Annotated in this window: 19 protein-coding genes; 3 read left to right on the forward strand and 16 right to left on the reverse strand. The window is 61.9% G+C overall.

What is annotated here, in order from left to right; genetic code table 11:
• Positions 1-25 precede the first annotated feature (25 nt).
• The 13 genes from tagF to tssA are packed head-to-tail and all read right to left on the reverse strand — an operon-like array spanning position 26 to position 16,103.
• Positions 26-559: a type VI secretion system-associated protein TagF gene (gene tagF / locus AC0L14_RS09430; RefSeq protein ID WP_473749273.1), complete on the reverse strand. Its 534-nt coding sequence runs from the start codon at positions 557-559 to the stop codon at positions 26-28.
• A complete protein-coding gene (gene tssM, locus AC0L14_RS09435) occupies positions 556-4,092 on the reverse strand; it encodes a type VI secretion system membrane subunit TssM (protein WP_473526265.1) in 3,537 nt (1,178 codons plus the stop codon). The genes tagF and tssM overlap by 4 nt, the downstream gene beginning before the upstream one ends.
• 1 nt (position 4,093) lies before the next feature.
• Complete coding sequence (icmH, locus tag AC0L14_RS09440) at positions 4,094-5,416, reverse strand: type IVB secretion system protein IcmH/DotU (RefSeq protein ID WP_473526264.1); 1,323 nt, start codon at positions 5,414-5,416, stop codon at positions 4,094-4,096.
• A gap of 4 nt (positions 5,417-5,420) precedes the next feature.
• A complete protein-coding gene (gene tssK, locus AC0L14_RS09445; protein ID WP_023801305.1) occupies positions 5,421-6,755 on the reverse strand; it encodes a type VI secretion system baseplate subunit TssK in 1,335 nt (444 codons plus the stop codon).
• 39 nt (positions 6,756-6,794) lie between these two features.
• Entirely contained in the window at positions 6,795-7,247 is a 453-nt protein-coding gene (gene tssJ / locus AC0L14_RS09450) for a type VI secretion system lipoprotein TssJ (protein WP_473526263.1), read from the reverse strand.
• Between the two features lie 3 nt (positions 7,248-7,250).
• On the reverse strand, positions 7,251-8,738 hold the full coding sequence (gene tagH / locus AC0L14_RS09455) for a type VI secretion system-associated FHA domain protein TagH (protein WP_473526262.1): 1,488 nt from the start codon (positions 8,736-8,738) through the stop codon (positions 7,251-7,253).
• A complete protein-coding gene (gene tssG / locus AC0L14_RS09460) occupies positions 8,735-9,802 on the reverse strand; it encodes a type VI secretion system baseplate subunit TssG (protein ID WP_473526261.1) in 1,068 nt (355 codons plus the stop codon). Before tssG ends, tagH begins: the two co-directional genes overlap by 4 nt.
• Positions 9,766-11,640 carry a type VI secretion system baseplate subunit TssF gene (gene tssF / locus AC0L14_RS09465; RefSeq protein WP_473526260.1) on the reverse strand — a complete coding sequence of 625 codons (1,875 nt, stop codon included), beginning with the start codon at positions 11,638-11,640 and terminating at the stop codon, positions 9,766-9,768. The genes tssG and tssF overlap by 37 nt, the downstream gene beginning before the upstream one ends.
• Position 11,641: 1 nt before the next feature.
• Positions 11,642-12,391: a type VI secretion system baseplate subunit TssE gene (gene tssE / locus AC0L14_RS09470; RefSeq protein WP_473526499.1), complete on the reverse strand. Its 750-nt coding sequence runs from the start codon at positions 12,389-12,391 to the stop codon at positions 11,642-11,644.
• A complete protein-coding gene (locus tag AC0L14_RS09475; protein WP_023801311.1) occupies positions 12,378-12,833 on the reverse strand; it encodes an Hcp family type VI secretion system effector in 456 nt (151 codons plus the stop codon). The genes tssE and AC0L14_RS09475 overlap by 14 nt, the downstream gene beginning before the upstream one ends.
• Before the next feature lie 48 nt (positions 12,834-12,881).
• Positions 12,882-14,387: a type VI secretion system contractile sheath large subunit gene (gene tssC / locus AC0L14_RS09480; RefSeq protein WP_123149511.1), complete on the reverse strand. Its 1,506-nt coding sequence runs from the start codon at positions 14,385-14,387 to the stop codon at positions 12,882-12,884.
• Positions 14,388-14,390: 3 nt separating this feature from the next.
• Positions 14,391-14,930, reverse strand: coding sequence for a type VI secretion system contractile sheath small subunit (gene tssB, locus AC0L14_RS09485; RefSeq protein ID WP_123149512.1), 540 nt, complete (start codon positions 14,928-14,930; stop codon positions 14,391-14,393).
• 6 nt (positions 14,931-14,936) lie between these two features.
• Positions 14,937-16,103 (reverse strand): type VI secretion system protein TssA, encoded by a 1,167-nt coding sequence (gene tssA / locus AC0L14_RS09490; protein ID WP_473526259.1) that lies wholly within the window; start codon positions 16,101-16,103, stop codon positions 14,937-14,939.
• A 333-nt stretch (positions 16,104-16,436) separates the two neighbouring features.
• Here tssA and tssH point away from each other — a divergent pair, with 333 nt between their 5' ends.
• Entirely contained in the window at positions 16,437-19,187 is a 2,751-nt protein-coding gene (gene tssH / locus AC0L14_RS09495; RefSeq protein ID WP_473526258.1) for a type VI secretion system ATPase TssH, read from the forward strand.
• A 353-nt stretch (positions 19,188-19,540) separates the two neighbouring features.
• Here tssH and AC0L14_RS09500 read toward each other — a convergent pair whose 3' ends face one another.
• Complete coding sequence (locus tag AC0L14_RS09500) at positions 19,541-20,986, reverse strand: lipopolysaccharide biosynthesis protein (RefSeq protein ID WP_473749276.1); 1,446 nt, start codon at positions 20,984-20,986, stop codon at positions 19,541-19,543.
• A 626-nt stretch (positions 20,987-21,612) separates the two neighbouring features.
• Positions 21,613-21,822 carry a hypothetical protein gene (locus AC0L14_RS09505; RefSeq protein WP_473526256.1) on the reverse strand — a complete coding sequence of 70 codons (210 nt, stop codon included), beginning with the start codon at positions 21,820-21,822 and terminating at the stop codon, positions 21,613-21,615.
• 177 nt (positions 21,823-21,999) lie between these two features.
• Here AC0L14_RS09505 and AC0L14_RS09510 point away from each other — a divergent pair, with 177 nt between their 5' ends.
• Positions 22,000-22,824, forward strand: coding sequence for a PIG-L deacetylase family protein (locus tag AC0L14_RS09510; protein WP_473749278.1), 825 nt, complete (start codon positions 22,000-22,002; stop codon positions 22,822-22,824).
• A gap of 1 nt (position 22,825) precedes the next feature.
• Positions 22,826-25,108: an FG-GAP repeat domain-containing protein gene (locus AC0L14_RS09515; protein ID WP_473749279.1), complete on the forward strand. Its 2,283-nt coding sequence runs from the start codon at positions 22,826-22,828 to the stop codon at positions 25,106-25,108.
• A gap of 207 nt (positions 25,109-25,315) precedes the next feature.
• Here the strand turns inward: AC0L14_RS09515 and AC0L14_RS09520 are convergent, their stop codons facing one another.
• Positions 25,316-26,656 carry a nucleotide sugar dehydrogenase gene (locus AC0L14_RS09520; protein ID WP_473749281.1) on the reverse strand — a complete coding sequence of 447 codons (1,341 nt, stop codon included), beginning with the start codon at positions 26,654-26,656 and terminating at the stop codon, positions 25,316-25,318.
• Positions 26,657-26,867: the final 211 nt, after the last annotated feature.

Genomic DNA, 26,867 nt, shown 5'->3' on the forward strand with positions numbered 1-26,867 from the left:
GAATAATGTTCGGTATTTGATCCGGTCATATCAGCCCAGTCTTCCATCTTCCTGAGAACACTTGCTCCAGCGTCGCCTGCGGCGACAGCGGATCAACGTCGAAAATGTCGGAGTATGCAGTCCACATCACCATATCGCCGATCACCTCTTCGCCCGGCTCGACAGGCGGCACCGGCAGCACGCTTAGAGCGCCATCCAGTTCGTCGGACGTCAGCTCGCCCTGCTGGGCGGCAGCGGCAGCCTCTTCGATCCCGGCAAACCACGCCTCAGCGCGAGCCAGTTGAATGAACGCATCAGGAAGCAGCGCGACGACGCTCAAAGGGAACTGCCTGCCGACCCTGTCGGCGCTCTGCAGAATAATGCCCGCCGAGGCGCCGAAAGAAGCCGGACCAGCCAGGAAGCGTAGCGCGGTGGTGCGCGGCCAGGTTTCCGAGCCGATCAGCGGCACGATGTGCTGCGCCAGCCAGCGGTCCCAGATGCGCACAAAATCCCCCGGCAGCCGCCGCGTGACGAAATCGCCGGTGGCAGGCATTTTGCCGTAAAAGCCGGGCAGGATCATATCTGCGGCGGACATGAGAATTTCTTGAACATTTGCAAATTGTAGGGGTTCTCGACGCTTGCCGCCTTGAGCTCGAAATCGGCGTACATGCCTTGCGTGCCCAGTCGCAGGCTGTAGACATCCGTCAGCGAGGTGCCGGTGAAGCGGCCGCTGCGCAGCAGCCTCAGCCACGCCCAGCTGCCGGTTTCGTTCAACATGACTTCGGGCGAGCCGTCGATCGGCTGGAAGGCGAGCGAGATGACGCCGGTGCCGTCCTTGCCGGGCCAGGTCATCGGCTGCGGCCGCGTCGCGTTGTTGTAGTAGACGAGGTTCTGGCCATCGAGATTGAGCGTCACGCGCGTCACGTTGGGCGACAGGTCCGTCGGCTGCAGCGTGAAGCTCATCACCGGCCCGGTACCGCCTGGAAACAGATCGTCGCGAATCCGCCTGGCTTGTTCGAACGCCGCCAGGGCCGCCGCGTCGAGGCCGAAATCGGCGCGCCATTTCCATGGCTGGCTGGCGGTGTCGACATAGCTGATCAAATGGTCGTTGATGAAGGTGTCGATCATCCCGGCCGGCCCGAACAGGCGGGCGAAATCGCGGACATTGACGTCGACCGCGCTTTCGGGGCTGAACGGATAGCGGTCGTTCAGCGCCGCCTGGCAGAACGGCAGGATGTCGGCGCGCCAGATGGCGTTGAGCTCCGAGGTGACCGCCTTCTGTGTCAGGCCGCTGGTGTCGCCGGCGATGCCGCCGAGCCAGTCGTCGACCGGATCGGGCAGGATCTGCGCTTGCCTGGCGACCGCTCCGGTCAGTTCGGCCAGCCCACCCTGTTTCTTGATGGCGTCCTGCGGGTCGGGATTGGCCGTGACCGTCTGCAGCACGTTCGAAAGTGCGGTCAGCGCCACCACCGCGGCATCGAGTGCCGGCGGCTGGCCGTCGACCTCGGCGATCGCCCCCTTGAGCGGCTTGAAGTGTTCGGCCACCAGATTGCCGGTAAGGTCCACCTCGTTGGCGGATCCTGCGCGCGGCAGCAGTTTTGCCCCTGTCTTCACGATCTTTCCCAGCTTCCCCAGCTTGCCGAGCAGTTTCGAGGTGCCCTTGGCTGCTGCCTTGTTGTCGGCCGGCGCTTCATCGGACCGGGTCAGCTCGGTCTCCTGGACGACGGCCGTAAGCAGGCGCTTCAGCGCCGAGTCGGCACTCGAAAGGTCCTTTAGGTTCTCGCTGGCGACATTCAGGTCGGCCAATGGCGCGAGCCTGATATCGCGCAGGATGCTGTCCCATTGCGCGATGTAGTCTTCGTAATAGAGTTTTAGAATATCCTCCGACAGCGCCGAGACCGAGGTTTCGGAATTTTCCGAGCAGCCTCCGGCAAACACCGCCCGATCGAGTGCGGCCTGGGCGGCAACATCCTCGACCCGGTCGAGAATGGCATCGTGGAAGCCGGAATAGGTGAACGCGCCCGAAATGCCGACGCGCAGCGTCTTGTCGGAACGCCGTGCAAAAACCTTGGCGCCGTTGGGACCGGCGAAATTCGCCGGGATCCATTCCTTGAGTCCGGCCACCGCCGGGTCGGCCAGCAACTGCCTGTAGGCGCGCGCCGGCAGCGAAATCGTGCAAACCGTTTTCAGCGCCTCGGCAACCAGCGCCTGATCCGCTGATATGTAGCTGTCGTCGACCGCCATGCGGCGGATCGCGGCAAGCTGGTGCTCTTCCGCGTCGGCGGTCGGAAACGGCGCCGCCGGTGCGAATTCCGGCAAGTCGTTGACCCACCAGCTCTGGACGTAGTCGGCGTCCATCTGCGACAGGCCAGTCATCATGCGATAGGTTTTTAGCGCCCCCAGCATGAAATCCGGATCGCGGATCTGCCGCCACATGGTCGCCTCGAGCAGAGCGACCATGTGCGGCTCGAGGACGTTGCGCAAAGCGTGCTCGTAAGTGTCGGCCTGCGCCCGCAGCAGCTCTGCCGACGCCGATGGCCCCAGCAGATCCTGGGCACTGCTCGGCGGTGCGGTACGGGCATTTGCGACCTCGGCCATCGCATTGAGCGCGCTGTCGATGGCGGGCTGCTCCACCGATGCCGGGCTCGCGGCTGCTGTGGTCAGCGGCGCCTGCAGCGCTTCGAACTGGCCCGCCTGCGCTGCGATCGCATTGCGGTTGTCATAGTAGGACCAGGTGAACATCGCACCGGCCAACAGGGCGGCGGCGGCACAGGCGGCCGCGGCGCCACGCCAGATCCAGGCGCGGCGGCGCTGCGCCAGCGGATCGAACGTCCCCAGGCCGGCTTCCCTAAAAATGACCTCGGTCAGCAGGTTCTTCAGGAAAAAGCTGCGTTTTTCAACACGCGGCGCCGGCATCGCCCGCCGCGGCGGAAGACCGAAGGATGACGACAGCGCCGCGGTCAGCCGGTCGATGGGCGCCCCTTCCTGGGTCGCCGACGTCAGATAGAGGCCGCGCAGCCAGGCGGCTTCCTCGTAGCGGCTTTCGCCGAACATCGCCTCGACCAGCACCTGGATCGGCTCGGACAGGCTTGTGAGCTGGGCGGGAAACCTGAAAATCTCGGCGCGGGCGGCGAGTTTGTCCTCGTCCTCCAGGCGCGGCACCAGCCGCCGCTCGAGTTGCGTCGCAAGGGTGGCGATTTCCCGTTCTATGGTCTTTGCGTCGACACGCGCATCCAGCGCGAAGGTCGTCCCCCACACCTGCTCGCGCGAGGCCGTCGACAGGCCGCCGAAGAAAGCCTCGAATCCCTTGATCAGATCGGCCTTGGTCAGCATCAGGTAGACTGGAAGGCGGATTTCGAGCCGGTCGTTGAGCTCTGCCAGGCGACGGCGGATCTTGCGGCCATGAGCCTTGATGGCTTCGTCGCCCTCTGAAAGCGCATCGATCGACAGCGCGACGATCACGCCGTTGAGCGCCCGGCGGCCGCGATGCTTTTTCAAGAGGTCGAGGAAGCCCAGCCATTCCGCCGCATCGACGTCCGGCTGGCTCTCCTGCTGCACGTAGCGGCCCGCCGTGTCGATCAGAACTGCATTCTCGGAGAAAAACCAGTCGCAGTTGCGGGTGCCGCCAACCCCCTGCAGATCGTCGGTGAGGTCGATCGGAAAGTTCAGGCCGGACTGGCGCAAGGCCGTGGTCTTGCCGGTGGCCGGCGGCCCGACGATCACGTACCACGGCATCTCACGCAGGAACTTGCGTCCGCCCAGCTTGCGGCGCTTCAATTCGACCATCACCTCGGCGAACTTGGCGCCGACGGCAGCGACGTTCTCTTCGCCGGGGCTCAGCGGTTTTTCCACCACAGGCGCAGCGATTTCGGCGACGAACATGCGGTTGGCTCGGATCGCCCGGCGCTGCGCGACGATCAGCCAGATCAGCCAGAAGATGACCAGCAGCGCAATGATGACGATGCGGACATTTTCCGAGGCGAAGGGTTCGTAAGCACCGACCCTGACGATCGGGCCGAACACCCAGATAACCAGGGAAAGCAGTGCGATGCCGATCAGCGTCCACAGCCAGCGCGATGTCAGAACCGCCCAGAGGAAGCGCAGGATGAACATCTCACAGCCTCTTTTCGACCAGCACCTCGACGCGGCGGTTCAAGGCCCGTCCCGCGCGGGTGCTGTCGTCGGCCACTGGATCGGTAGCTGCACGTCCTTCGAAGCGAATGCGGTCCTGCGGCACACCGTTCTGGACCAGCATCTCGGTAATGGTTGCCGCGCGCGCTTCCGACAGCCGCTGGTTGGTGGAAAGCGGATTGGACCGTTGCAAAGGAATACTGTCGGTATGGCCGACCACGGTAATGTTTCCGATCAGTTCCTGATTGGCGAGGATCACTTTGGCGATTGAACCGATCAGCGGTTCGAAGCCTTCCGTCAGTGTTGGCCGCGACGACTGGAACAGTTCGGGGTTGGAGGCCTGAATGATCAGCCTGGCCAGCGAAACACTCTCGGTGCCGCTGAGCGCGGCCCTGAGATTCGCCGGCGCTCCGGCCTGAAACTCCGGCACCAGCGCGAAATCCACTGCCTCCGGCGGCGGCGCGTCGACCTGTGGCGATGTCCGGCTGATATCGCCGCGCGCCGGCGGCGGCAAAGCACGAACCAGCGTCGAAAGCTCGACCGCCTGACTGCTCAGTCCCATCGACAGCCCGAGATAGATTGCCGTGGCGAGAACTGCCGCGCCGAGCCCCATCACCCAGATCGGCACGATGAAACGCTGCGGCTCGTCGGATGCGATCACGCCTTTCCAGTTCGGCGACAGCGGCGCGCCGTCGGCGTCGGCATCGCGCAGAAAGCGCGCCGCAGCAACGCGAACGGCATTGAGCGAGCGGTCGCCCGACCGGCCTGGAACACGATATTTGCCGCGGAAACCGAGCGCCAGGCAATGATATTGCAGTTCGAGCAATTCGCGATCCCGGTTCGGATGCCGCTCCAGTTCGTCGAGACGGGTGAAGAACTGCGTGCCGGCATCGACATCGCCTCGCAGCATCACCACAAGAGGCTGACGCGGCCATGCGCTGGCGCCGCCCCATGGCGTGTTCAGGGCGAGATCGTCGAGCAATGCCGCCACCACCCAGGCTGCCTGGTCGGCGCGCTCCAGAGAGGACCCCGCCGCCATTGCCGCGTCACGTGCCCGAACCAGCTCATCGAGCAACCGGGTGCGCAGCGCTTCCGGGTTTTCCGGCGGCAGCGCGCTTTCAAGCTCGGGCGCGAACTCGAGCAGCGGCGCGAATGCGTTGACCAGCGTGTTCGGATGCGTACGCGAGCGTTTGATTGGCACGCCCGACAACAGTGGCGTCATCGGTCGCGGCATCGGCGCGCCGGTCAGTCGTATGCGAGTGCGTTCGCGATCCTCCGACAGTCCGAAAGGATCATCCCGGCTCATCATCTCACCTGTTTACCGAATAGCAGTCGACCTGCGGCTCGCTCGGCAGCACACCCGACACGCCGATGACGAAGCCGGGGGCATCGAGCAGCGAGGCCCAGTGCTCGCTTTTCTGATCCAGTTCAAGGCACAGCCGATCGCCATCGTAGGGGATTTCGCGCGGCTGGGAATGAAGCGGCTTCAGTGGAATGCCGGGTAGACGGGATTTCCACAGGCCCTCGAACTGATCGGCCGAACCGACGGTCGCCTGGTTGACGAAAATCTTGCGCAACGCATCTTCCGACAGCTCGGAGCCGACCCGGATGACGATCCGGCTGGCCACCAGCAGCTTCGGGTTGTCGATGCGGATTTTCCAGACATTGGTCGAATGCCGCATCACCGGCAGTGCGCGTGATTTAGGCTCGATGTAGCGCAGGCTCAGGATGAGCGACCGCAAGGCGTCGGCCAGCGCCGAATAGGCGGGGCCGGGCGCCATGTGATCGTAGGCGGGCAACTCGCTCAGCCGTCGCGCGCTCGAGCCATAGGTCGCCATTGAACCGGCAAGACCGGCAAGCTCCAGGTAAAGCTCGGCCGGGTGGAAAACATCCTGCGCCAGCATGTGGGCCAGCCGCGGACGCGCCGCATTGGCGAGATTGAGCATCAGCAGGTCTTCGACGCTGCGCCCTGGCCCGCCCATGACCATTTTGCCATGCGCCTCGGCGATCTGGTCGAGGCCGGTGACAACTTCCAGAAGCAGCTGCCGGTACCAGGCCACCGCTCCGGTAACCAGTGTCGGCGGCAGGAACGTCTCGTCCAGCGAGACGCCGCCGTCGGCTCTAACCCCTTTGATGTCGGCTATCGGCAGGGCGGTGTAGCCGCCAACCGATTTTCCCGGTGCAATCAGCAGCGCCTGCGGGCGGGCGATTTCGATTTCTTCAGGATCCGAACCGCCCTGGACGGCGTCGCGCACCGAAACGATCCGCCCATGATAGCGTGCGCCTGTCGATGCGGCGTGCGCCGGATCGAAGCCGACACCGCCGGCAGGCTCGAGCGGCAGGGCGACCAGCACCGGTCCCGCACCCGTATCGGCGGTGACCGGCAGCGGTCGTGGCGCGTCCATCAGGTCCGGGATGGAGAACGGGGTTCCATCCGGAAAGATGCCGCGTGCCGACAGGATCGAGACCTGGCCGGCATCGAGCATTGCCTGGTCCAGCGTCAGCTGCTGAAAGCCGAACGTATGCAACTGCCCGGCCTGCAACGCGCCGCGCACCGTCGCCTCGAAAAAGCGATCCTGCTGCTGAAAATGCTGGGTCCGGAGAAACAGGCCTTCGGACCACAGCACCCTGTTTGCATCGCTCATGCCGCTACTTCCTGCATCGAGCACCCCTTGCCTTGGCCGCTAGGCGGAAATGCCGCCGCTGCCAAGCGTGACGTTGACGGTTACTTTTGACCCCGGCGACACCGACTTGGTTGTACGCCAGGTCCGGCCGCCAGGCTCGCGAACGAGGGCAACGAAGCCCAGCGCAGCCGCGTCCGGCTCGACCGTGATGGTTTTGGATGCGGTTTTTCCAGGTCCGATGGAGATCTGGTCGGATCCAATGAGATCGCCTGCGAGTGCGGAGCCGGCATCCCCCTGCAGCGCGAAATAATCGGCCGAATTGAACTTACCGGTGCTGCGCAGCCGCATCACCAGGACCGTCACCGGCCGGTCGCCGCCGCCTGGTCCCGGGTTCATGCCGGCCGCGCCGGTCAGGTTGACGGTCACCGCGGATGGTTTTGGCGGACCGCTCTGGCAAGCAGCAAGCAGCCCGGTTGCGCCCAGGGCAACGATGAATTCGCGGCGATCGATCATATTTCACTCCTCCTCATATGCATCCCGAAAATCAGCGCCGATTTCGCCCAAAAAACTCGATTCCGCACTCTGGGCGATGTCACGATGGCGTTTCTGGTAAAGCTCCCACAGTTTTGCGCGGCGCCCGCCCGAAAGCAGTGTGCCGATCGCGGAACTCGATTTGAGCTCTTTCTCGATCTCGGCCGGGTCGAAACGGTCAATCATTCGCCGCAAGGCGGACTGCACGCCTCGCCAGGCGCGCACATGATGTTGCGCGAGATCGCGGACCGCGTCGGCGATTGCCGCTTCGCCGGCCAGAAATCCGGGGCTGCGCTCCGCGATAAGGGTGACGATGGCGTCGTCGACCGTCGGCAGAAATTTTAGCGGATTGACTTCAGAGGCCCCAACCACCGTCTGGGCGACGCGCGCGTTTCCTTTTTCCTCGGCCCGCTTGCGCAGCAGCTGCATCAGGCCTTCCATCATGAGCCGATACTCGCGACCGAACTTCTCCATTTCCGCGACGCTGTCGCGTCCGGGAAACTCGGCTTCCTCGATGCCCATGCCTCGCAGGAACGCGGTGCGAAGCGCCGTGTTCGCCTGTTGCGCTGCTGCCAGGAAGGGAGCGGGTCTGGGAGCAAGGCCGGGACGTGGCGGAGGAGGGATCTCTGCCGCCTGGCCAGGCAAATCCCAGGGATTGGCCGATTGCGGCCTTCCGGCAACGTGTTTGCGTTGACCGGCCGAGCCGGCGCCGTTCCTCCAATCGGGCGACGCGGCCGGCCCGAAATCGAAATCGTCATCGAATTGGGATGACCTTCCTGGAGCGGGCTGGCCTGGAGCGGGCTGGCCTGCAACGGGCTCGCTTGCACCGGAAGGTGTCGGATCGAGGCTGAAGGGATCTGCGGGGCCTGACCCACCACGTGGTTCGGAATAGCTAGGGCCATTCGGTGTGGGCGTTGATACCGGGTCGAGACTGAACGGGTCGTCGAAGGCAGGCGAACTGCGCTGGTTGGCGCGCTCGAACGCTCCTGGAATCGGCTGCTCGAACGGGTTCGGCAGATCGGCGGGGCGCGGTCGTCGCGGCTCTTCCTCGACCGCGGCTGAAAAGAAATCATCGCGGCCGATGCTTACCGGCGCTCGTGATGCCTGTGGCGACGGTTCCGCGAACGATTGGCTGGCTGCCGGTGCTTGAGCGGCCGACGTCTGCAGATCGACGCATACGATGTAGTCGCCCAGCCTCAGCCGCATGCCGTTTTGAAGACGGACCGAGGTGCCAGCGCCGAGCGGGCTGTCGGAGTCGTTTATGAACAAGCCGCTGCTTGATGTGTCGGTGACGAAATATCCATCCCGCCCGCCGGTGATCCTGCAATGGGCGCGCGAAACGAACATGTCGGGATCATCGATCTGCCAGCCCGCGTCCGCGCTACGGCCGATCACCAGTTCACCCTCGTCCAGCCGGGTCTGCCGTACCGCCTGGGTGCGTGGTCCGTGCTCCAGCGTCAGCAGCAGACTCATGCCGCGACCTCCGCCATTTCCGGCCGCCATCCGACAATTGTCCGCAGCCGCATGTCGTCAGCATCGCCCCTTTCAGCGGGCCGCGCAAGCCAGGTGGTTCGGCCGAGCTGTACCGCTCCAATACGGGGCGGCGGCACCGCTTCACGCGCGAGCACGATCCGCAGATCGACGTCGAGCGATTCCCCGACCATGTCGCGAACCGCCTGCTTGAACATCTTCAGACGTTGACCGCCCGGCAGGAACGTCTTGAACTCCTCATACCCGAGCGGGCCGACGCGGAGTTCGATCCTGCTTTGGCGGCTGAAAACGCGCGGGCCGATCGTCGCCCCGCGACCCAGCACCGCGTAAGCTTGCGCGAGGCGGGTCTGGAGCGTCGCCGGTATGGACATCCAGGCGGCAACGAACTCCTTGATCTGGACCGGCACCTTGAACGCTTCCGCCAGGAACAGCGTCAGCCGCTCCGGACCGTCGACCTGGCTGGCGAGCGACGCCGCCTGGCGAAGCTTCACGGCGTCCAGATCGGGATTGTGGGTGCCGGGAAGTCCGATTCCCGCCATGGCTTCAAGCATGGCTCTTACCCGGCCGCCGACTGCACGTTCGACCTGTACCGCCGGATGCGCGTCGGCCCAGGCCCGATAGTACAGGGCGATCATGCGGTGCTGGAGAATATTGACGAAGTCCACGAACGTCGTGTCGCTGGTCTGCCGTGCGTCAGCGCCGGTGAACCAGCGCTGCGACAGACGATCGAGCACCCAACGTGTCAAATGAAGCGGCATCGGGCCTTCCGGTCCCATCAGCCCGAGATTTGCAACCGTAACCCGGGCCGGCGTCTTGTCCTTCGCCTGGCGGAACGCAACCACGTCCTTGGTGGAAAAGCTAAGACGCACATGCTGCCCGAGCCTTGCCGGCTCGCGATCCGCGTGGCCGGAATAGCCGAACAGCCCGCCCCTGCGTTCGAGCCGGCGCAACAGTTCGAAAAAATCGAATGTATCATCCAGCTCTTCGACCCGGTCCAGGTCGAATTTGTCTAGATCAGGTAGCGATTGCCGGGCGTCATCGGCCATGGCACATCCTCCTGCTTCTGCAGCAGCCGCGTGCGGGTCCGCACAAAGCCGTTTATTCCGGCGTGACGGGCAAACAACCGTGCAAGCAAGGCTGAAAGCAGCAATGTGCTTTGCCCAGCCAGGACCGACTGGTCCACATGCAGCGTCACTTCCGTGCCCCGTCCGAAGCACATCGGCCCATCGATCTGCAGCCGTTCGATGACGGACCGCGAGTCGATGCGAACGATCGAGTGCACATTGCGGGCGAGGCTCGGATCTCCCCGGTCGGCATAAAGATCGAGCAGCGCATGCAGGGGATCGATACCGCGGCCTTCCTTGGCAAGGCTGAGAAAGTTGAGCGCCAACTGCGCCACCAGCCGCCAGGCGAGATTGTCGGCTCGGGATTCGCCTTCGGCGCCCGCGGGCAGCGCGGCCGGGATAGCCGGCTGGGGCGAGCGCAACGCACCGAGAAGCCGGACCATTTCGACCGGATCGCCTGTCTCCAGCGTCAAGGTGGGGTTGTCGTCGAGGATCGGCAGGTCGCGGTTGGTGCAAAGCGCCATGATGTCGACACGCTTCAGCGGCCGGTTCGCCGGGCTTCCGGCCGGCCGTGAAACCGATAGGAAAACGTCGTCGCCGGTGTATGAGGTGCGGGTCAACCCGTCGCGTCGTTCATCTTCGGTGGCCCGGCGCGGGCGCCGTTCGGTGGAATAGACCCAGCCACTGCCGCGGTTTTGCCCCAGGCTGAAGAGCTCCGGAATTTCGGCATCGGTCCCCTCGGTGTCGGCGTCCTCGACGCGGGTCACCCGATAGATTTCGAAGTCCCGCGCCCGCGTGCGGTCGGCATGCAGCACTTGCCGCGTTCTGCGCGGATCAAGCTCGATGACGTTGCAGTCGCGCTCGAAGAGGTTGATGATCGGCGTCGCAAAAAGTTCGAAATCCGCCGGCGTCACATCGGCAAGTTCAGGCACCGGACGCCGGAACATGAAGATGATCTCGAGCCCGGCGTCGCATCTGCGCACGACCGATTGCAGTCCTGAAACCCGCACGTAGTGAAAGCGCTCGGGCATCATGAAATATTCGCGCAGCAGACGGTACCCTTCGAATGTCGGACGGGTTCGAGGCATCAACGCCTCGTCGTCGCTGATGCCGACCATTTCGGGGCCTGGCAAAGGCGCTAGCGGATTGGCCTTGCCCTCGGCGCGTGCACCAACGGCCGAGCAGGCGCCGAAAATCGCGTCGAACAGCAATGGCGCTTTGGTGCGCCCGGCAAAATAGAAATCAAGTCGGTCAAGCGCCAGTTCGTCGAGCTTGCCTTTTCCGGCCCGACCCAGCGTGATACGCAGCGCCGCCTCGCCGCCAACGCCGCCGATCGGTGTTATGCCGGCCGCTGCCAACCCGCTGCGATCCTGGAAATAGCTGACCGACGTAATCGTTATCGGCCACAGCGTCGTTTCCTGCGCGGTGGTGAATGTGCAGCGCGTCGACAGCCCGGGTTGCAGACTGGACACCAGACGCGTGTTCCGCTTGACGACATGGCCGGCAATCATCGACTGGACCTGCTGGCCGGGTTTCAGCACTGCCATCGCCGTTGCCGGCGCCGGCGTAACCAGATCGGGATAGAGGACATCCAGGACGCTGCGTGAAAACCGCGAACGCTCGGCATCGACTTTCAACCGGGTGCGCGCAGCGAGGAAAGCGACGCCGTCAAGCAGCCGCTCGACATAGGGATCCGGGCAGGGCACGGTATCAAGCGAAAGATTGCGCGCCACCGCCGGATGCATGTCGGCAAATTCCGCCGCGAGTCCGCGGATATGGGTCAGTTCCTCCTCGTAATATTCTACGAAGACCCGATCCATCTCAGCTGTCCCTGAATTCGGTCCGCGCCAGGCCGTTATCGAGATTGATTGTGGTGCGCAGGCGCATGCGTTCCGGCGTCGGCGTCATGATCAGCACGGCGTCTATCTCGATCTTCAGGCCGACACTTTTGTCGCCAAGGGTCACCGTTACCTTTGTTGCGCTTTCCTTGAGACGGGGCTCGAAGGTGGCAAGGACCGAGCGGATCTCGCGCGCCAGGGTCTCGCGATCAAAGTCGCGGGACGAACGGCCCGAAAAGGAAGGCACGCCGTAGTTGACCACACTTCGGCGCACCTCCGGAAAATCGGCCAGCGACGGCGGATTGTCTGCGGCCTGTTCGCTTTCGAAATCGGAAAGAAGCGGAACAGCTTCAAAACGCTCGGTGTTGAACAAGGCCTCGATGTCGCGCCGCACTGCCTCCCTGAGGACGCGGGCCGATACGACCACGCCACGGCTTTCGATCTCCGCGCGGTGTTGGGTCTGCAAGACCAGGCGGTGCAGACGCCGCTTCTGATCGGACGTCAGCTCCGCGTCGGCATCGATAAGCCGCGTGCTCCCCGCAAGGAGCGTATCCAGCCGGTCCGCGCCAAGTTCGTCCTGCAAGGTCTGGCGCAGCCCGTCGATCTCGGAGGTCACGCCCGGCAGGTCATTGACGAGGCGGTCCCAAAGAGAGGGCTGGACCGCCTCGCGCTTCGCTCGCGAACTGCCGGTAAGCTTGTCCGCGCCGGGCCGCCGGGCCTCACTTGCCGACATAGACATCCATTTCGATTTCGTCATCCTTGTCATAGACGAACTTGATCTTCTTGTAGGCGAAGCTGACCTCCTCCTCGATCAGGTCTTCCTCGTCCTCAGCCTGCGACATGTCGTATTCCATGATCGAGGCGTCGGTCAGGGTGACGACCAGATAGTCGCTGGTCTCCCCATCGATGGTCCGGCGGGCGGAGAACACGACTTCGTCCAGCGCCTTGTTGTCGAACAACGCCTTTTTCAGATAGGGTGAGGACTTGTCATAGTGCTTGGTGAACTTGATCATCCCCAGGGACACACGACCGCGGCGTGAAAGCGAATTCGGATCGTACGGCGCGATTATCTTGTAATCGACCCCATGGACTTCGATTTCATCCTCGTGGCCGTCTCGAACGCTTGGACCTTTGATATCCGGAACCTTTAGAAAACCATCAATTTTCACTGGCATTGTCTTTCTCCACCGCTTTTAAACAGAACAAGGTGTGGTTGCTGCGAATCAAGTCTTCACGGACGGTAGTTCCGACACCAGCCTGAGCGAGGCATTGATGCCTTCCAGCTGGTAGTGCGGACGCAGATAGAAGCGGGCATTGTAATAGCCCGGCCGCCCCTCCACGCTGTCGACCTGGACCTCGGCCGCGGCAAGCGGGCGCTTGGCGCGCGCCTTGTCGTCGGCGAAGGCCGGGTTGGCCAGCACGTAGCGGTTGATCCACTCGGTCAACCAGATCTGCATGTCGGAGCGTTCCTTGAACGATCCGATCTTGTCGCGCGCAATGGCCTTGAGGTAGTGCGCAAAGCGTGAAACCGGGAAAAGATAGGGCAGGTTGGCGCTCAGTCGTTCATTTGACTGGGCGTCGGGATCGACCAGCCGGCCGGCGCGGGTCTCGTCGTCCTGCAGCGAATGCGCACCGATAAAGGCTGCGAGATCGGTGTTCTTGCGGTGCAGGATAGGCATCAGGCCGAGCTTGGCCAATTCCGCCTCGCGCCGGTCGTCGATGGCAACTTCCGTCGGGCATTTCATCGCGATCGATCCGTCGTCGGTGGGGAAGGAGTGCACCGGCAGGTTGATGACTGTGCCGCCGTTCTCGACGCCGCGGATCTGCGTGCCCCAGCCATAGAGCTTGTGACTGCGGTTTATGTTGACGCCCATCGGGAAGGCCGCGTTCATCCAGACATATTTGTTGTGATCGGCCTGCACCTCTTCCTCGAAAGTGAAGCCCTTCACCGGAACGGTTTCCGAGCCATACGGCAGTCGCGCCAGAACACGTGGCATGGTCAGGCCGATGTAGCGCGCGTCCTCGCTCTCGCGCAGCGATTGCCACGAGGCATAGGCCGGGTTCGAGACGATCATCTGAAGGTCCTGCGGGTTCGGCAGTTCCTGCCAGCTGTCCATGCGGAACAGCCGCGGGTCGGCGGCCGCGATGAACGGCGTGTGCGCGGAGGCACAGATGCCCGAGATGTTGCGCAACAGGCCGACGTCACGCGGATGGTTCGAGAATTCGTAGGCGCCGATCAGGCAGCCGATCGGCTCGCCACCCAGCATCGAATACTCGTCCGTATAGACCTTCTTGAAGATCGGGCTTTGATCCCACATCTGGCCTTCGTAGTCTTCAAGCGTGTCGGCAAGCTGAACCTTGGAAATGTTCATCACCCGGATCTTCAGCTTCTGATCCGTCTCGGTGTTGTTGACGAGATACCACAGGCCGCGCCATGTGCCTTCCATTTCGCGCACTTCCGGCGCATGCAGAATCTCGTTCACCTGGGTAGTCAGCATCTTGTCGATGCCTGATATCAGCGACTTGATCGACTTGATCGCGTTGGACGAGATGGTCGTGGTATCGGAGCGGGACTGCGCCGCGAGCGCAAGATTGCGCACGAGTTGCTGCAGCTTCTCGCTGTCGTCCTTCTTGACCTTGAAATCCTTCTCGAGGAGCCCGCTGAATTCTCCGAGGTCGATGGCTTCCGCCTCAGCGGCAACGGCTGCGGTTTTTTGTTGTTCGGCCATGATTTACTCCTGAACCTTGTCGTCGTCGGATAATGCCTGGTTGGCGATCTTGCCGAGAAGCGGCTCGTTGTTCAGAAGTTGCGCTATGCGCTTTTCGGCGTCGACACGGCCGTCCATGAAGCCGAGCAGTTCCTCGAGCTGACGACGCATCTTGAGGATTTCGGCCAATTGTGGAACTTGCTCGGCGATCTTGTCCGGCGCGAAATCACCCATTTTGGTGAAGGTGAGGTCAAGCGCCAGTTCCTCGTCCCGTTCGGCGCCTTCAGCCTGGGGTAGTGTATTCTTCACTCGGGCTTTGACGCGTGGCCCGAGTGCCTCCATGAACTTGGGGAAGCGGTTGGCGTCGGTCTCGACAAAGGCGCGGTCCAGCACCGATTTCGACGCTTCCCTAGTCTGTGAGGCGCCGGAGAGGTCGGCCATCACACCCATGACAAACGGCAGTTCGATCGTCGTCGGGCTGCCGTAGGTCTCCACGTCATAGGCAATCTGCACGCGCGGTGCGCGATTTCGTTCGATGACCTTCGCTTTGCTTTCGGCTGCCATGGCTTGTTACCTTTCATCCTTCTGGGCCGTCTTCTTGGCATCGGGAACGCCGGCAAGAAGCCGGAATTCCTTCAGCCCCGACGGGGCGAGATCTTCCATCAGTTCAACAAAATCCATATGCACCATCCGGCGCACGCGGCGAGCGAGGTGCGGGATCGGGCTCGACGGTTCGGTGCGGTCATAGAAGGCGACGACGAGGTCGAGGCATTTGACGACGTCGTCGCGCGAGGAAATCCGGTCGGGTAGGCTGCTGGCGGGCTCCGCGTAGCTTGCCACACTTGCCATAGGATCGGCTCCATGACCGTTTCGAGCAGGCGTTGCCGGTTCCGCAGGCGCCGAAACTGGCTTCGCGGCGCCATTCGCGGTGGCCCCGGCGGCCGAGTTTCGTTCGAGGGTCGTCAGTACACGCTGCAGAAACCGTTTCAATTCCGGAGCGGTGGCGCCACCTTCGACGCGAGCGTTGAGGGCGGCCTCGACCGCATCGAGAGCCGCGATCGCGGCGCGGGCGTCGGCGATGAGCGACGTCATCTCCGCGCCGGCCTGATCGATCTGTGTCGCGCATGCGCTGCGCACCCGGTTCAACAGTTGGCTGTGCGCGCTCGCCAGCGCTGCCTTTTCGGCCGCGTTCAGCCCCGAGGCAGCCTCAAGCAGCATGACGCGCTCTTCGAGGGAACCCTTCTCCAGGTCCTCGCCGAGGACCGGCCCGATGGCGCGCGGCGCGAAAAACGTCATTTTCCGCAGGTCCTTGAGCAGGCCATCCTGGCTGTTCTGAAGGTCAGTCAGCGCATTGATGCGGCGCAGGGCGGCGTCGCGTGGCGTGGCACCGGACCGCAGGGCCGGATGCATGGTTTCCCAATGCTGATCGAAGGTTTGCACGATGAGGGTCAGGCCGTGAGTCAGCCCGGCAAGCCGATGCTCGTTGGCCAGAGCACGCGTGACGATGACGAGGAGGCGCAGGTCTCGGCCGTGCGTACGCAGCTCTTCGGCCTTGGCGAGCACCGCGGGCCAGTCGATCGGAACATCGACTTCCGACTTGTCGTTGCCTTGATACTCGACCTTTTTTTGTTGTTCCGTGAGGCGCTCCAGCTCATGAAAGGCTGGATCGTTGCGCAAGTCTTCCCCTGACGGATTTTCACCGTCCAGCGGATTCAGCCAGAGTGCGAGATCGATCACACCATCCCCCAGCGAGCGGCTCTTGGGCCGTGCCTGACCCAACGTTACCACACCGCGACACTTTACCACAATTTAGTTGTTGCTCAATCTTAATGGAAGCTTGCAAGCCGGTGCCTGAGCTCGAAATCGCTGGTGCGATTGTCGAACCTTTTATGTGAAGGCATCGCGAACAGGCGAGGCGTTCCATGGCTGCTGTAGCCGATGTCGCCGGCTTCTGCCGGGACGGAAGAAGTCGATTGAATCGAACACCCGGACGCCCGCTCATAAACGCTCTTTGTCAAGTCGCTGCTTATGTGGCAGTTTGTTGGCTGGCAGATTGGAGGGGCAAGTTCGATGGAACAGCGCCGGTCGTCGCAGAGCTTTAAACGCAAGGAACTGGTCGCCAAACTCAATCCTGTCTGTTTGCGCGCCTTCAAGGCTGCGGCCGACACCGCCAAACTGCGCGGCAATCCCTATGTCGAGCTCGTCCACTTCGTCGAACAACTGGTGCTTTCCGAGCGCTCGGATGTGCAACAAATACTGGCAGACGCCGGGGTGGATGCGAGCCGGCTCACGGCCGATATGACCCACGCAGTCGACAAGCTGCCTTACGGCGCCACTTCAATCGAGGAATTTTCCGATCACATCTTTCACTCCATCCAGGAAGCCTGGAGCCTGGCGGGGCTGGAATTCAGCGTCGAGGAAGTCCGCAGTGCGCATATTCTGCTCGCCTGCCTGAAGACGCCGGTGCTGGAAGGGCTGCTGTCAAAGATAAGCGGCGAATTCGACAAGATCGATGCACAGGCCGTCATTGCGCGGTTCGCAGATGTCATGGAGGGTTCACTCGAAGCTGGCGCCTCGACTGCGGTCCCCGCCTCCGAAACACCGCGGCGGGCTGCGGGCGGGGATTCGGCGCTGGCGAAGTATGCAACTGACCTGACCCAGCGCGCCCTCGACGGCAAGATCGATCCGGTCGTCGGGCGCGATCCTGAGATCAGGCAGATCGTCGATATCCTGATGCGACGCCGGCAAAACAACCCGATCCTGACCGGCGAGGCCGGGGTCGGCAAAACCGCGGTCGTCGAGGGCTTTGCCTTGCGCATTGCTGAGGGCGACGTGCCGCCGACGCTGCAGGGCGTCAGCGTGCGTATGCTCGATGTCGGCCTGATGCAGGCGGGCGCAAGCGTAAAGGGCGAATTCGAAAAACGGCTGAAGGCGGTCATTGACGAGGTGCAATCCTCAGAAACGCCGGTCATCCTCTTCATCGACGAAGCGCACACCTTGATCGGCGCCGGCGGCGCGGCAGGAACCGGTGATGCGGCCAATCTGCTGAAGCCGGCGCTGGCGCGCGGTGAGCTTCGCACGATCGCAGCAACGACCTGGGCCGAATACAAGCAGCACATCGAGAAGGACCCGGCACTTACCCGTCGCTTCCAGGTCGTCAAGATAGATGAGCCGTCGGAAGCGGTGGCCGTTCTGATGCTGCGCGGTGTCGCCGGTGTCCTCGAGCAGCATCACAAGGTGCAGATACTCGATGAGGCGATCGAGGCGGCGGTCAGCCTGTCCCACCGCTACATCCCGGCGCGGCAGCTGCCCGATAAGGCCGTGAGCCTTCTCGACACCGCCTGCGCCCGTGTCGCCATTTCGCAGCATGCCACTCCTGCCGAGGTGGAGGACATTATGCGCCGCCGCCAAGCGCTGGAGGTCGAGCGCGCCATCATCGGCCGTGAGGCAGCGATCGGCATCGGCGTGGCCGACCGGCAGGCTCGGGTCGAAACCGGGCTTGCCGAGACCGAACTCACGCTTGCTGCCGCGCAGCAACGTTGGGATCGGGAAAAGGCGCTGGTTGGCGAAATACTCGAATTGCGCGCCAGGCTGCGCGGCGAGGGTGTGCCGCTCGATGCCGTGAAGCCTCCGGAGGCGGTCGCCGAAACCGCAGGCGCCGAGATATCTGAGATCAAAGCGCCCGAAACCGATGCGGATGCAACGGCCACTGCCGATCCTTCTCCACCCGATCCGGCTGCCGATCTCGCGCGGCTGCGGGAACTGATGGCCGAACTCGCAGAAGCGCAGGGCGAGACGCCGCTGATCCTGCCGTCGGTCGACCGCAACGCCGTGGCTGCCGTGGTGCAGGACTGGACCGGCATCCCGACTGGCCGGATGCTGTCGAGCCAGACCGAAAAGGCGCTGCGGCTCGCCGCCACTCTGTCCGAACGCGTGGTCGGTCAGGATCACGCCATGGAAATGATTGCCAAGCGCGTGCAGACCAGCCGGGCCGGGCTCGGCGCGCCCGAAAAACCAGTGGGGGTTTTTCTGCTCTGCGGTCCCTCGGGCGTCGGCAAGACCGAAACCGCGCTGGCCCTGGCCGAGACGCTCTACGGCGGCGAGCAGAACCTCATTTCGATCAATATGTCCGAGTTCCAGGAGGCGCACACGGTCTCTACCTTGAAGGGCGCGCCACCCGGATATGTCGGCTACGGCAAGGGCGGCATCCTGACCGAGGCGGTCCGGCGCAAGCCCTATTCGGTGATCCTGCTTGACGAGGTCGAGAAGGCGCACCCGGACGTGCATGAAATCTTCTTCCAGGTCTTCGACAAGGGGATGATGGACGACAGTGAAGGCCGGCGGATCGACTTCAAAAACACGCTGATCCTGCTCACCTCGAACGTTGGCTCCGAAGTCATCATGGACCGGACCAGCAGCGGCACGGTGCGGGCGGGGCTCGACGATCTCGACACCGCATTGCGCGCCCCGCTGCTGAAGGTTTTCCCAGCGGCCTTCCTCGGCCGGGTGGTGACCATCCCTTACTACCCGCTCTCGGACATGATGATCGAAGCGATCACCCGCCATCAGTTCGCCAAGATCGCCCGCCGGCTGCGCTTAAGCAACGATGCCGAGTTGGTGATCGGTGACGGTGTCATGGATCTGGTCAAGGCCCGCTGCACCGAGATCGAATCCGGCGGCCGAATGATCGACGCCATTTTGACAAACACGCTTCTGCCGGAATTGAGCCGCGGCGTGCTGAACCGGTCGCTCGAGGGCGAAAAGATGACGAAAGTGACTGTCGGAGCCTCCGAAGGAGGATTCACCTATTCCTTCGAATAGCCCAGGAGCAGTTCTATAGCTCCAGTGCTTGGCACCGGAGCCGTAGGACCGCCTGGGGTGGAGGGGGCCATTTACTGAGCCGTCTCAAAACGCTGTCGCGAACCTTGTCTCACGCATAGACGCGGTTGCGGTTTGGGAAAGCGGTTCGATCTCGCAAACCCTTGCTGCAGCAGCGCGGGATGCCCAAGGTCTTCTCCCATTTCCCGTTGCCCTTTCCCGGCACACTAGGCCGCCCAGCGAAGTCGCAGGCATTCCGTGCTCTGGCCAAAGCGGGCCCAAGATGCATCAAAGAGGATGGAGGGCAGTATCGGTACCTCGAAATCCCGCATCTACAGGCCGCGCCCGACACCAAACTAGCCGCGAAGCCTGAGGAACAAGTCTCGCGCATTGAACAGGTCAGAGCGCACCAGCATGAAGAGAGCCGTACCATAGACAGAGGCTCCAAGGACAATTGCGCCAATAAGGAGTGTCTCCTGGGCGGCGTGCTCAGGCGCGCTGCGTAGCCACGCGCTGATGGCGCCGAACATCAGGAGGGCGGCGAGAGCCAGTCGTGGGAAGATCTCAAGGGGTCTCAGCACGTCGATACGCGCGATGCGCTGAGCGTAGAAGAGGAAGATGGGTAGGAGGACCAGGCTGCAGGCTACGAGCGCCACCATTGTCATCTCGAGGCTGATCTGCGCAGTGACGGACAACAGCATCGTTGCGACAACAGAGTAAGCTATGTTCAACTTCAGGATCAACCTGGAGTGACCCATTGCAAGGATCGTAAACGCACAGAGGCTGTCAATCGTGCGTTGCAGGCCCAGCAGCATGAGAATCTGAACAGCGACGACCCCGCTGGCCCATTGCGGGCCGAAGATAAAGGGGACCGCGATCGGTGCGATCGCGGCAAATCCGACGAATGCAGGAAATCCCGCTATCCCGGCCATGCGGACGGTCGTGTTGAAGAAACGGTCGATCTTTTCGGGTTGATCTTGAATCCGTGCCACGGTGGGCATTGTGACAGCCATCAGCGGACTGAGGAATACTTGCACCAGAAGGTCGAGCGGACGACGGGCGAGAGCATAGACTCCGACCGCATAGGGGCCGAGGAACGTACCGAGTAGGACCTTTGGAATTTCCTCGTTCAAAAAACTCCAAAAAGTCTGGACGATAAGCGGGCCGCCAAATCCTAACAGGTCACGAACCTTTGCATAGGAGAAGGTCAGACCGGGCCGCCAAGAACTGCCAAGGAGAAGGACAGCGGTTTCCACAGCCGCTTTTGCAAGGTGCATCCAAATCATGCTCCATACGCCGAAACCGGCTATTGCCAAGACGATGCCGAGTGTGCCGCCGACGACGGTGCCGGCAAGTGTACGCAACGCGAACAAGCGGAACTCGAGTTGGCGCTTCAACACAGCCGCAGGTACCGACGAGAGAGCCTGAATTACGACGACCACGCTGCTCCAGCGGATGAGATCTTCGAGAATGGGCTGTCCGAACGCTGCAGCAATCAAACCGGCAGACGTCCAGATGAGCCCGCTAATCACCGCGCCGGTCGCGGTGAGAAGCCAGAAGGCCGAGTCAAAGTGTGAGGACTCGATTTTAGGATGTTGGATGAGTGCCTCCGGTATTCCGATCGTGACCGGAACAGCAAGAATGACGGGTACAACCATGGAGAGGGCGGCGAGGCCGAATGCTTCAGGTCCGAGATGCCTGGCCAATACGACAAAAACGGCAAACATGGCTGCTTGCCGACCCCATGTTTCGACTGCTGCCCAGGCTGCGCCGCTGACAATCTTCGCGCCGATCGATGTCATTGCACGTCTCTTGGCCCGTTGCCAGACAGGCCTGCGACTTTCGATCGCGCAGCCAAGGCTTTCCGTCTTCGTCTCACGGCTGCGCCGCTAGCGATCTGGCCTGGTCTATGTGAATAAAAAGGAGAGCCGTCGACCTCTCTCCGGCTATCGTTTGTCGAGCTGGAACCTCGCGAACGCAGAGTCGTCGCGGGACACGGACAGCGTTTAGCGCGCTTGCTCGTCATTCTATTCCACCACCCACAAGCACCCATGGCTGAGGATACTGTGGTTGGAGAGGAAGGGTGGCTGCATCCAGTTCTTATTGGTCATAGGCAGCTCCTCTGGAGATCCTCTTTTTAGCGCAATCAAATTAGGCGGTGTTACGGCTCATATCCTGATGTCATCGCGGCGGGCGCGTTGCTGGGATTGGAATTCGTTCGAGTGCATCGTGCCAAACCTTACGCCGGAGCGTGGGAACGTAAACGTCCCCAAACGGCGTATGTCTGTTTGGTGCAGCCTGGTTACCGATTGACCATCCCGCGTTCCACACGCCCACCCGCGCGGGCGATCAAGAAGCGGGCTTAGCAGCTGTCTCGGTCCGCTCGGCGATGACCTTTCCAGGCTATATCCCTGCTCGACCATCTCTTTCAGCGCACGCCAGTCACGCAGCGTGGCGTTTCACATCCCTGGGTTGCGGCGTGGACCGTCAAGCTGTCGTTCAAGGGAATGTAATCGCTGAACCGGCGCTTGATGTACTCGCCCTTGTATCCGAGAGCGATGGCAAAGTCGCGATGGCCGTAGCGGTGGTAGTGCATCATGATGTGCCACAGGATCGGCATCGGACCGATCTCGACCATCGGCTTGGGCGGCTCTCTGTTTCCTCGGCCGGCCGTGTCCCCAATCCCCCCGCGGGTATACCCACGTTCATAAAGCCTTCCCCACCAGCAAACACGGGTCTCGAACGCCCGTGAGTTCTGTTACCATGGGCGATCGGCGTTCAACGACGCGAGCGAACGGATGATGGAAGCGCAACGATGTGGACCTTTAGGCGGACCTTCAGCACCATGCTTGATAGTCAATTGCGACTGCGACTTAGGCCGTTTGAGATAGGCGACTGGTCAGCGTCGGCTGTCATTGTTGCGCCGCATCCGGATGACGAGACGCTGGGTTGCGGTGGCGTTGCGGCCAAAAAGATTGCCTCGGGCGCCCAGGTCCGTTTTGTTTTCGTCACCGATGGCGCCGCGTCTCATCGCCACCTTATGCATCCTGAAACCTTGCGGGCGACACGCGAGGCCGAAGCCATAGAAGCAGTTCATCGTCTGGGCGCATCATCCGAAAGTGTTACATTCTTACGCCTTCCAGACGGGGCGGCCAATCATCACGTTCATGAGATAACAGATGCGGTCGTGTCGATGCTCAACTCATGGCGGCCGCAGAGCGTTTTCGTGAACCATGCAAAGGATCCGACTTCCGATCATGTCGCCGTCAATGCAGCAGTTCGCGCGGCGCTTCGTGCCTATGGTCGCCCTGTCACGGTATTCGAGTATCCAGTCTGGTATTGGTACCATTGGCCATGGACAAGTCTGTGGGGCGATTTGCCGAATATGTGGCGTGTTACTTTGCGGCAAACGATCAAGACGGCGGCAGGGCTGCGGGCGCCGTCCACGCTCAATAGCCTCGCCTATGTTGGCGATGTTATCGGCGTAAAGCGTGAAGCGCTGGCGGCGCATGCGTCGCAGATGCAGCGCCTGGAGAACCAAGATGAATGGCGGACGCTGTCGGACTTGTCGGGGGGAGATTTCGTCGAGCGGTTGCTGGCCGACTACGAAATGTTCACACGCTACGAAATCAACATTTAGCATGTTTGGCCGCCTGATCGCGGTCCTTATGATCGGGTACACCCTCGCAAGTTGCGACGCCGCTCAGGGACAGGGACCTCCCGAAGAAATTCTAGAGTCGGGTCTTGTTTTTGAACGCAAAGAGATCGCCCCCTATTCAGGAGATGTAAAGCTTGTTGGCGATATAGACGGCGATAATCGACTAGATTTCGTTCTTGGCGGCTTCCCCGAGGATGCGATGTCTTGGTGGCGGTGGCCCGATCTGGTCCACACCGTAATCGCGAGGCCCCGCGTCGAGTTCACCACCGACGGCGTGCTTGCCGACATTGATGGGGACGGTGATCCCGACATCGTCACGGCCGATGGGTCCGATGCTGTCAATCTCGTCTGGTTCGAGAACCCGCGGCCGAATGATAACCCGACCCACGGTCCCAGCTGGAAGCGTCGGGAAATCGGTGCAGTCGGCAGCTGGGGCAAAGACATCAAGGCGGCCGATTTCGACGGGGACGGCCTCGTTGATATCGTCGTTCGGGCGCCTGGCGAAGTGATGATTTTCTTCCAAGAAAGCCCCAGCTCCTGGACCCGCGTGGGCTTGTTCTTCTTCAACTTTGGCGAAGAGGGAATGGCAATCGGTGATATTGACGGCGATGCTGATGTCGATCTCGTCCTGCACGGAGTATGGGCGTCGAATCCAGGCGCAGCGGCAGCACGCGATCCAGCATTATGGCGCAGCTACGAGCTTGGTCCGTTCAATCCTGCATTCAAGGCACTCGTCACCGACCTTGACCAGGACGGCCGCGCCGACATTCTGACTTCGAGTTCCGAGCACACTGACGACGTCGCCTGGTTCCAGCCCCTCGCCGGACCGACGGGTCGCTGGATCCGCCATGTCATTCAGCCTTCTGTCGCGGGCGCCCATACGCTGCAGGCAGCCGACATGGACGGAGACGGGGACAACGATGTCGTGGTCGGGCAGATGCATACGACCGAGGAGCGCAAACTCGCGATCCATTACAATATCGACGGGCGAGGAACGCGCTGGGCCCGTCAAGTGATCGACGATGTGGGTCTCCACAACGGCGTCGTCGCCGATGTCGACAAGGACGGCGATTTTGACATCTATGGGGCGAACTGGGTGGGCAACCCGCCTGTCAGAGTGTGGATCAATCGGCTGGATCCGCCTGCATCAGTCCGCCTCGACCGCTGGACCTATCATCGCATCACGAACGGGCACGTCCGCTCCTTTGGGATCGCTTTTTCCGCCATGGATGGTGATGATCTCACAGACATCATCTCGGGTCCGTTCTGGTACCGTCAACCGTCCGAAGCCTGGAACACAGAATGGGAACGGACCCCGCTTGCCGAGGGTGTGGACGCGGTCGCAGCCCTGGATCTCGATGGTGACGGGCGCGGGGAGGTCATAGCACAGCGCGGCGGAGGCAGGGCGCTGCACCTGGTGTGGCTCCGTGCCGAGGACATTGAAGCGCGCCGCTTTGAAGAGCACGGGATCGGAGAGGTTCCCGCCGCCAGTCATGAGCTCGGCTCTCAGGGCCATGCGCTAGCCCAGGTCGTAAAAGGTGGGAAGCCGGAGCTGGCGGTCTCGAGTGGCGGTGGGGTTTTCTATTTTAAGATTCCTGACGATCCAACAGTCGAGCCATGGCCGCGCACCCGCATCTGCGTCGAAGCGTCTGATGAAGGGATCGCATTCGCCGATATCGATGGCGACGGTCTACTTGACCTTGTCGCCACGACCGGCGATGCAAAGACGGCCGCATGGTGGCGCAATCCAGGTGACGGCTCGCCAGACTGGGAGCTTCGGCATGTTGGAAAAGTTCCTGAAATGGTCTATCCCGACCGCGTCGCGGCCGCCGATCTTGATGGCGATGGACGTGCGGACATCGTCGTGACCGAGGAAAATGGCAAAGCCGACAGCGCTAAGGCGTATTGGTGGCACAACCCCGGCGACAGCTCCTCCGACTGGGAGCAACACGAAATCACCTCGCGCGGTTCCCTTAATAGCCTTTCCGTGTCCGATATGACCGGGGACGGCAGGCCGGATCTTATCATGGGCGAGCATCGCGGCGCACTTCGCCTCTCGAGCTGGCATAATCTGGGTGGGGGACGGTTCATCGAGCAGCTGGTCGGCGAAGGAATGGAAAGCCATCTGGGAGCAAGGACGGTCGACCTCGACGGTGACGGGGATCTCGACATCGTGTCGATCGCATGGGACGCATTCGAAGCGATCCATGTCTGGCGGAATGACGCGGTCGGCAAGGATGCTGATGGCGACCAAAAGGCCCGCTGACGGGGAGGGGTGAGCATCGGCCGGCGCCGCATGTACCGTAGCGACCTCGTCCGGCACCACCTGTTTACACGGCTGCGCGGGCGCTCATGCCTCGACGCTCAAGTCCGGGAAAATGCGATGCGCTGAATGAATTCAACCGCTCGACGTGTTAAACCATTCGACGTTGTCGATAGCAGGTTGACCAAACCAGTGCGCAAGTCGGGCCGCTCATGCCTTTACGACGTTGTCGGTGCGTGACTGACTACGCGCACAAGCATTTCTGGTATCGAGCACCAGCTTTGCGTGCTTGGTGATGTTCTGCCAATCAATCGCATCATGATCTGTCGAGATGACAACGGCATCATACGATGCCAAACTGCTAGCGCAGATATCCACAGAGGGGCGACCTGCCAGGGTGGCGTACTCTCTTGTTCCGGGTATCTCCGGTACGTAGGGATCGTGGTAATCAACGACTGCCCCGCGTCGCTCCATGATGTCGATCAGCTTCAACGATGGGCTTTCTCGTGTGTCACCCACGTTTTTCTTGTAGGACATCCCGATCACCAAGATCCGCGAACCGCTCAGGCCGCGGCTGGCTCGCCGGTCCAAGGCCTCCACAAGGCGGTCAACCACATAATGCGGCATGTTCGTGTTGATTTCACCGGCAAGCTCAATGAAGCGTGTTGTTATTTCGTACTCTCTTGCCTTCCAGGTCAGGTAGAATGGGTCGATCGGGATGCAGTGCCCGCCGAGGCCGGGGCCTGGATAAAACGCCATATATCCGAACGGCTTGGTCTTGGCGGCTTCGATCACCTCCCAGACGTCGATGCCCATCCTGTCAAAAATCACCTTTAGCTCATTGACCAACGCAATGTTCACAGAGCGAAATATGTTCTCGGTCAGCTTCACAGCCTCTGCCGTTGCGGTGGAGGCCACGGGAACGGTTTGCACGATGATCTGGTCGTACAGTTCCTTGGCAACCTGTAGGGACGATGGGTCGTCGGCGCCTATCACCTTTGCAACTGTGGCGGTGGTGTGTACGTCGTTGCCTGGGTCCACCCGTTCGGGCGAATAGGCGAGAAAAAAGTCCTTTCCTAGAGAAAGATTCGTCGCCTCGAGCAGCGGCTGCACGACCTCTCGCGTCGTTCCTGGCCAGGTCGTCGACTCCAGAACGACAAGTTGACCAGGGCGCAGCCGCTCCGCGATCGCACGTGCGCTGTTTTCGACGAACGACAGGTTCGGCTCCCGGTTTTTGGTGAGCGGCGTTGGCACCGCTATCAAGATCGCGTCGGGTTCGCTTAGGTCGGCGAAATCGCTGGTGGCGCGAAACCGCTTGCTGTCGACAGCCACTTTGATGACAGCACCAGGCAAATGATCTATGCCTGTTTCTCCGCGGTTAAGAAGTGCAACCCGAGACGCGTCGATGTCGAAACCGATGACTTTGAACCCCGCGTCCAGCGAGATCATGGCGAGCGGTAAACCAACGTAGCCGAGGCCCATGATGCCAACGGTGTAGTCCCGCGTTCGGATGCGGTTAACCAGTTCCTGAAGGTCTGGAGCAGTCTGCATGAGATGCTGGCAACTTTCGCTTCAATGTCGACAATAAAGGATCGCCTCAATTACCGCGGGGAAGCAGTCCACAGCAATCAGCAAAATGTATGCGCTTAGCCAACCCCAGAGCTGAAAATAGCATGGATTGCACCATTGGGAGAACAGCCGAAATGCTTACCCCAAGCCACGTTGTCAAATAAACCTTGCGCTGCCACATTTAACTTTCAAG

The sequence above is a fragment of the Mesorhizobium sp. WSM4841 genome (assembly GCF_055811515.1).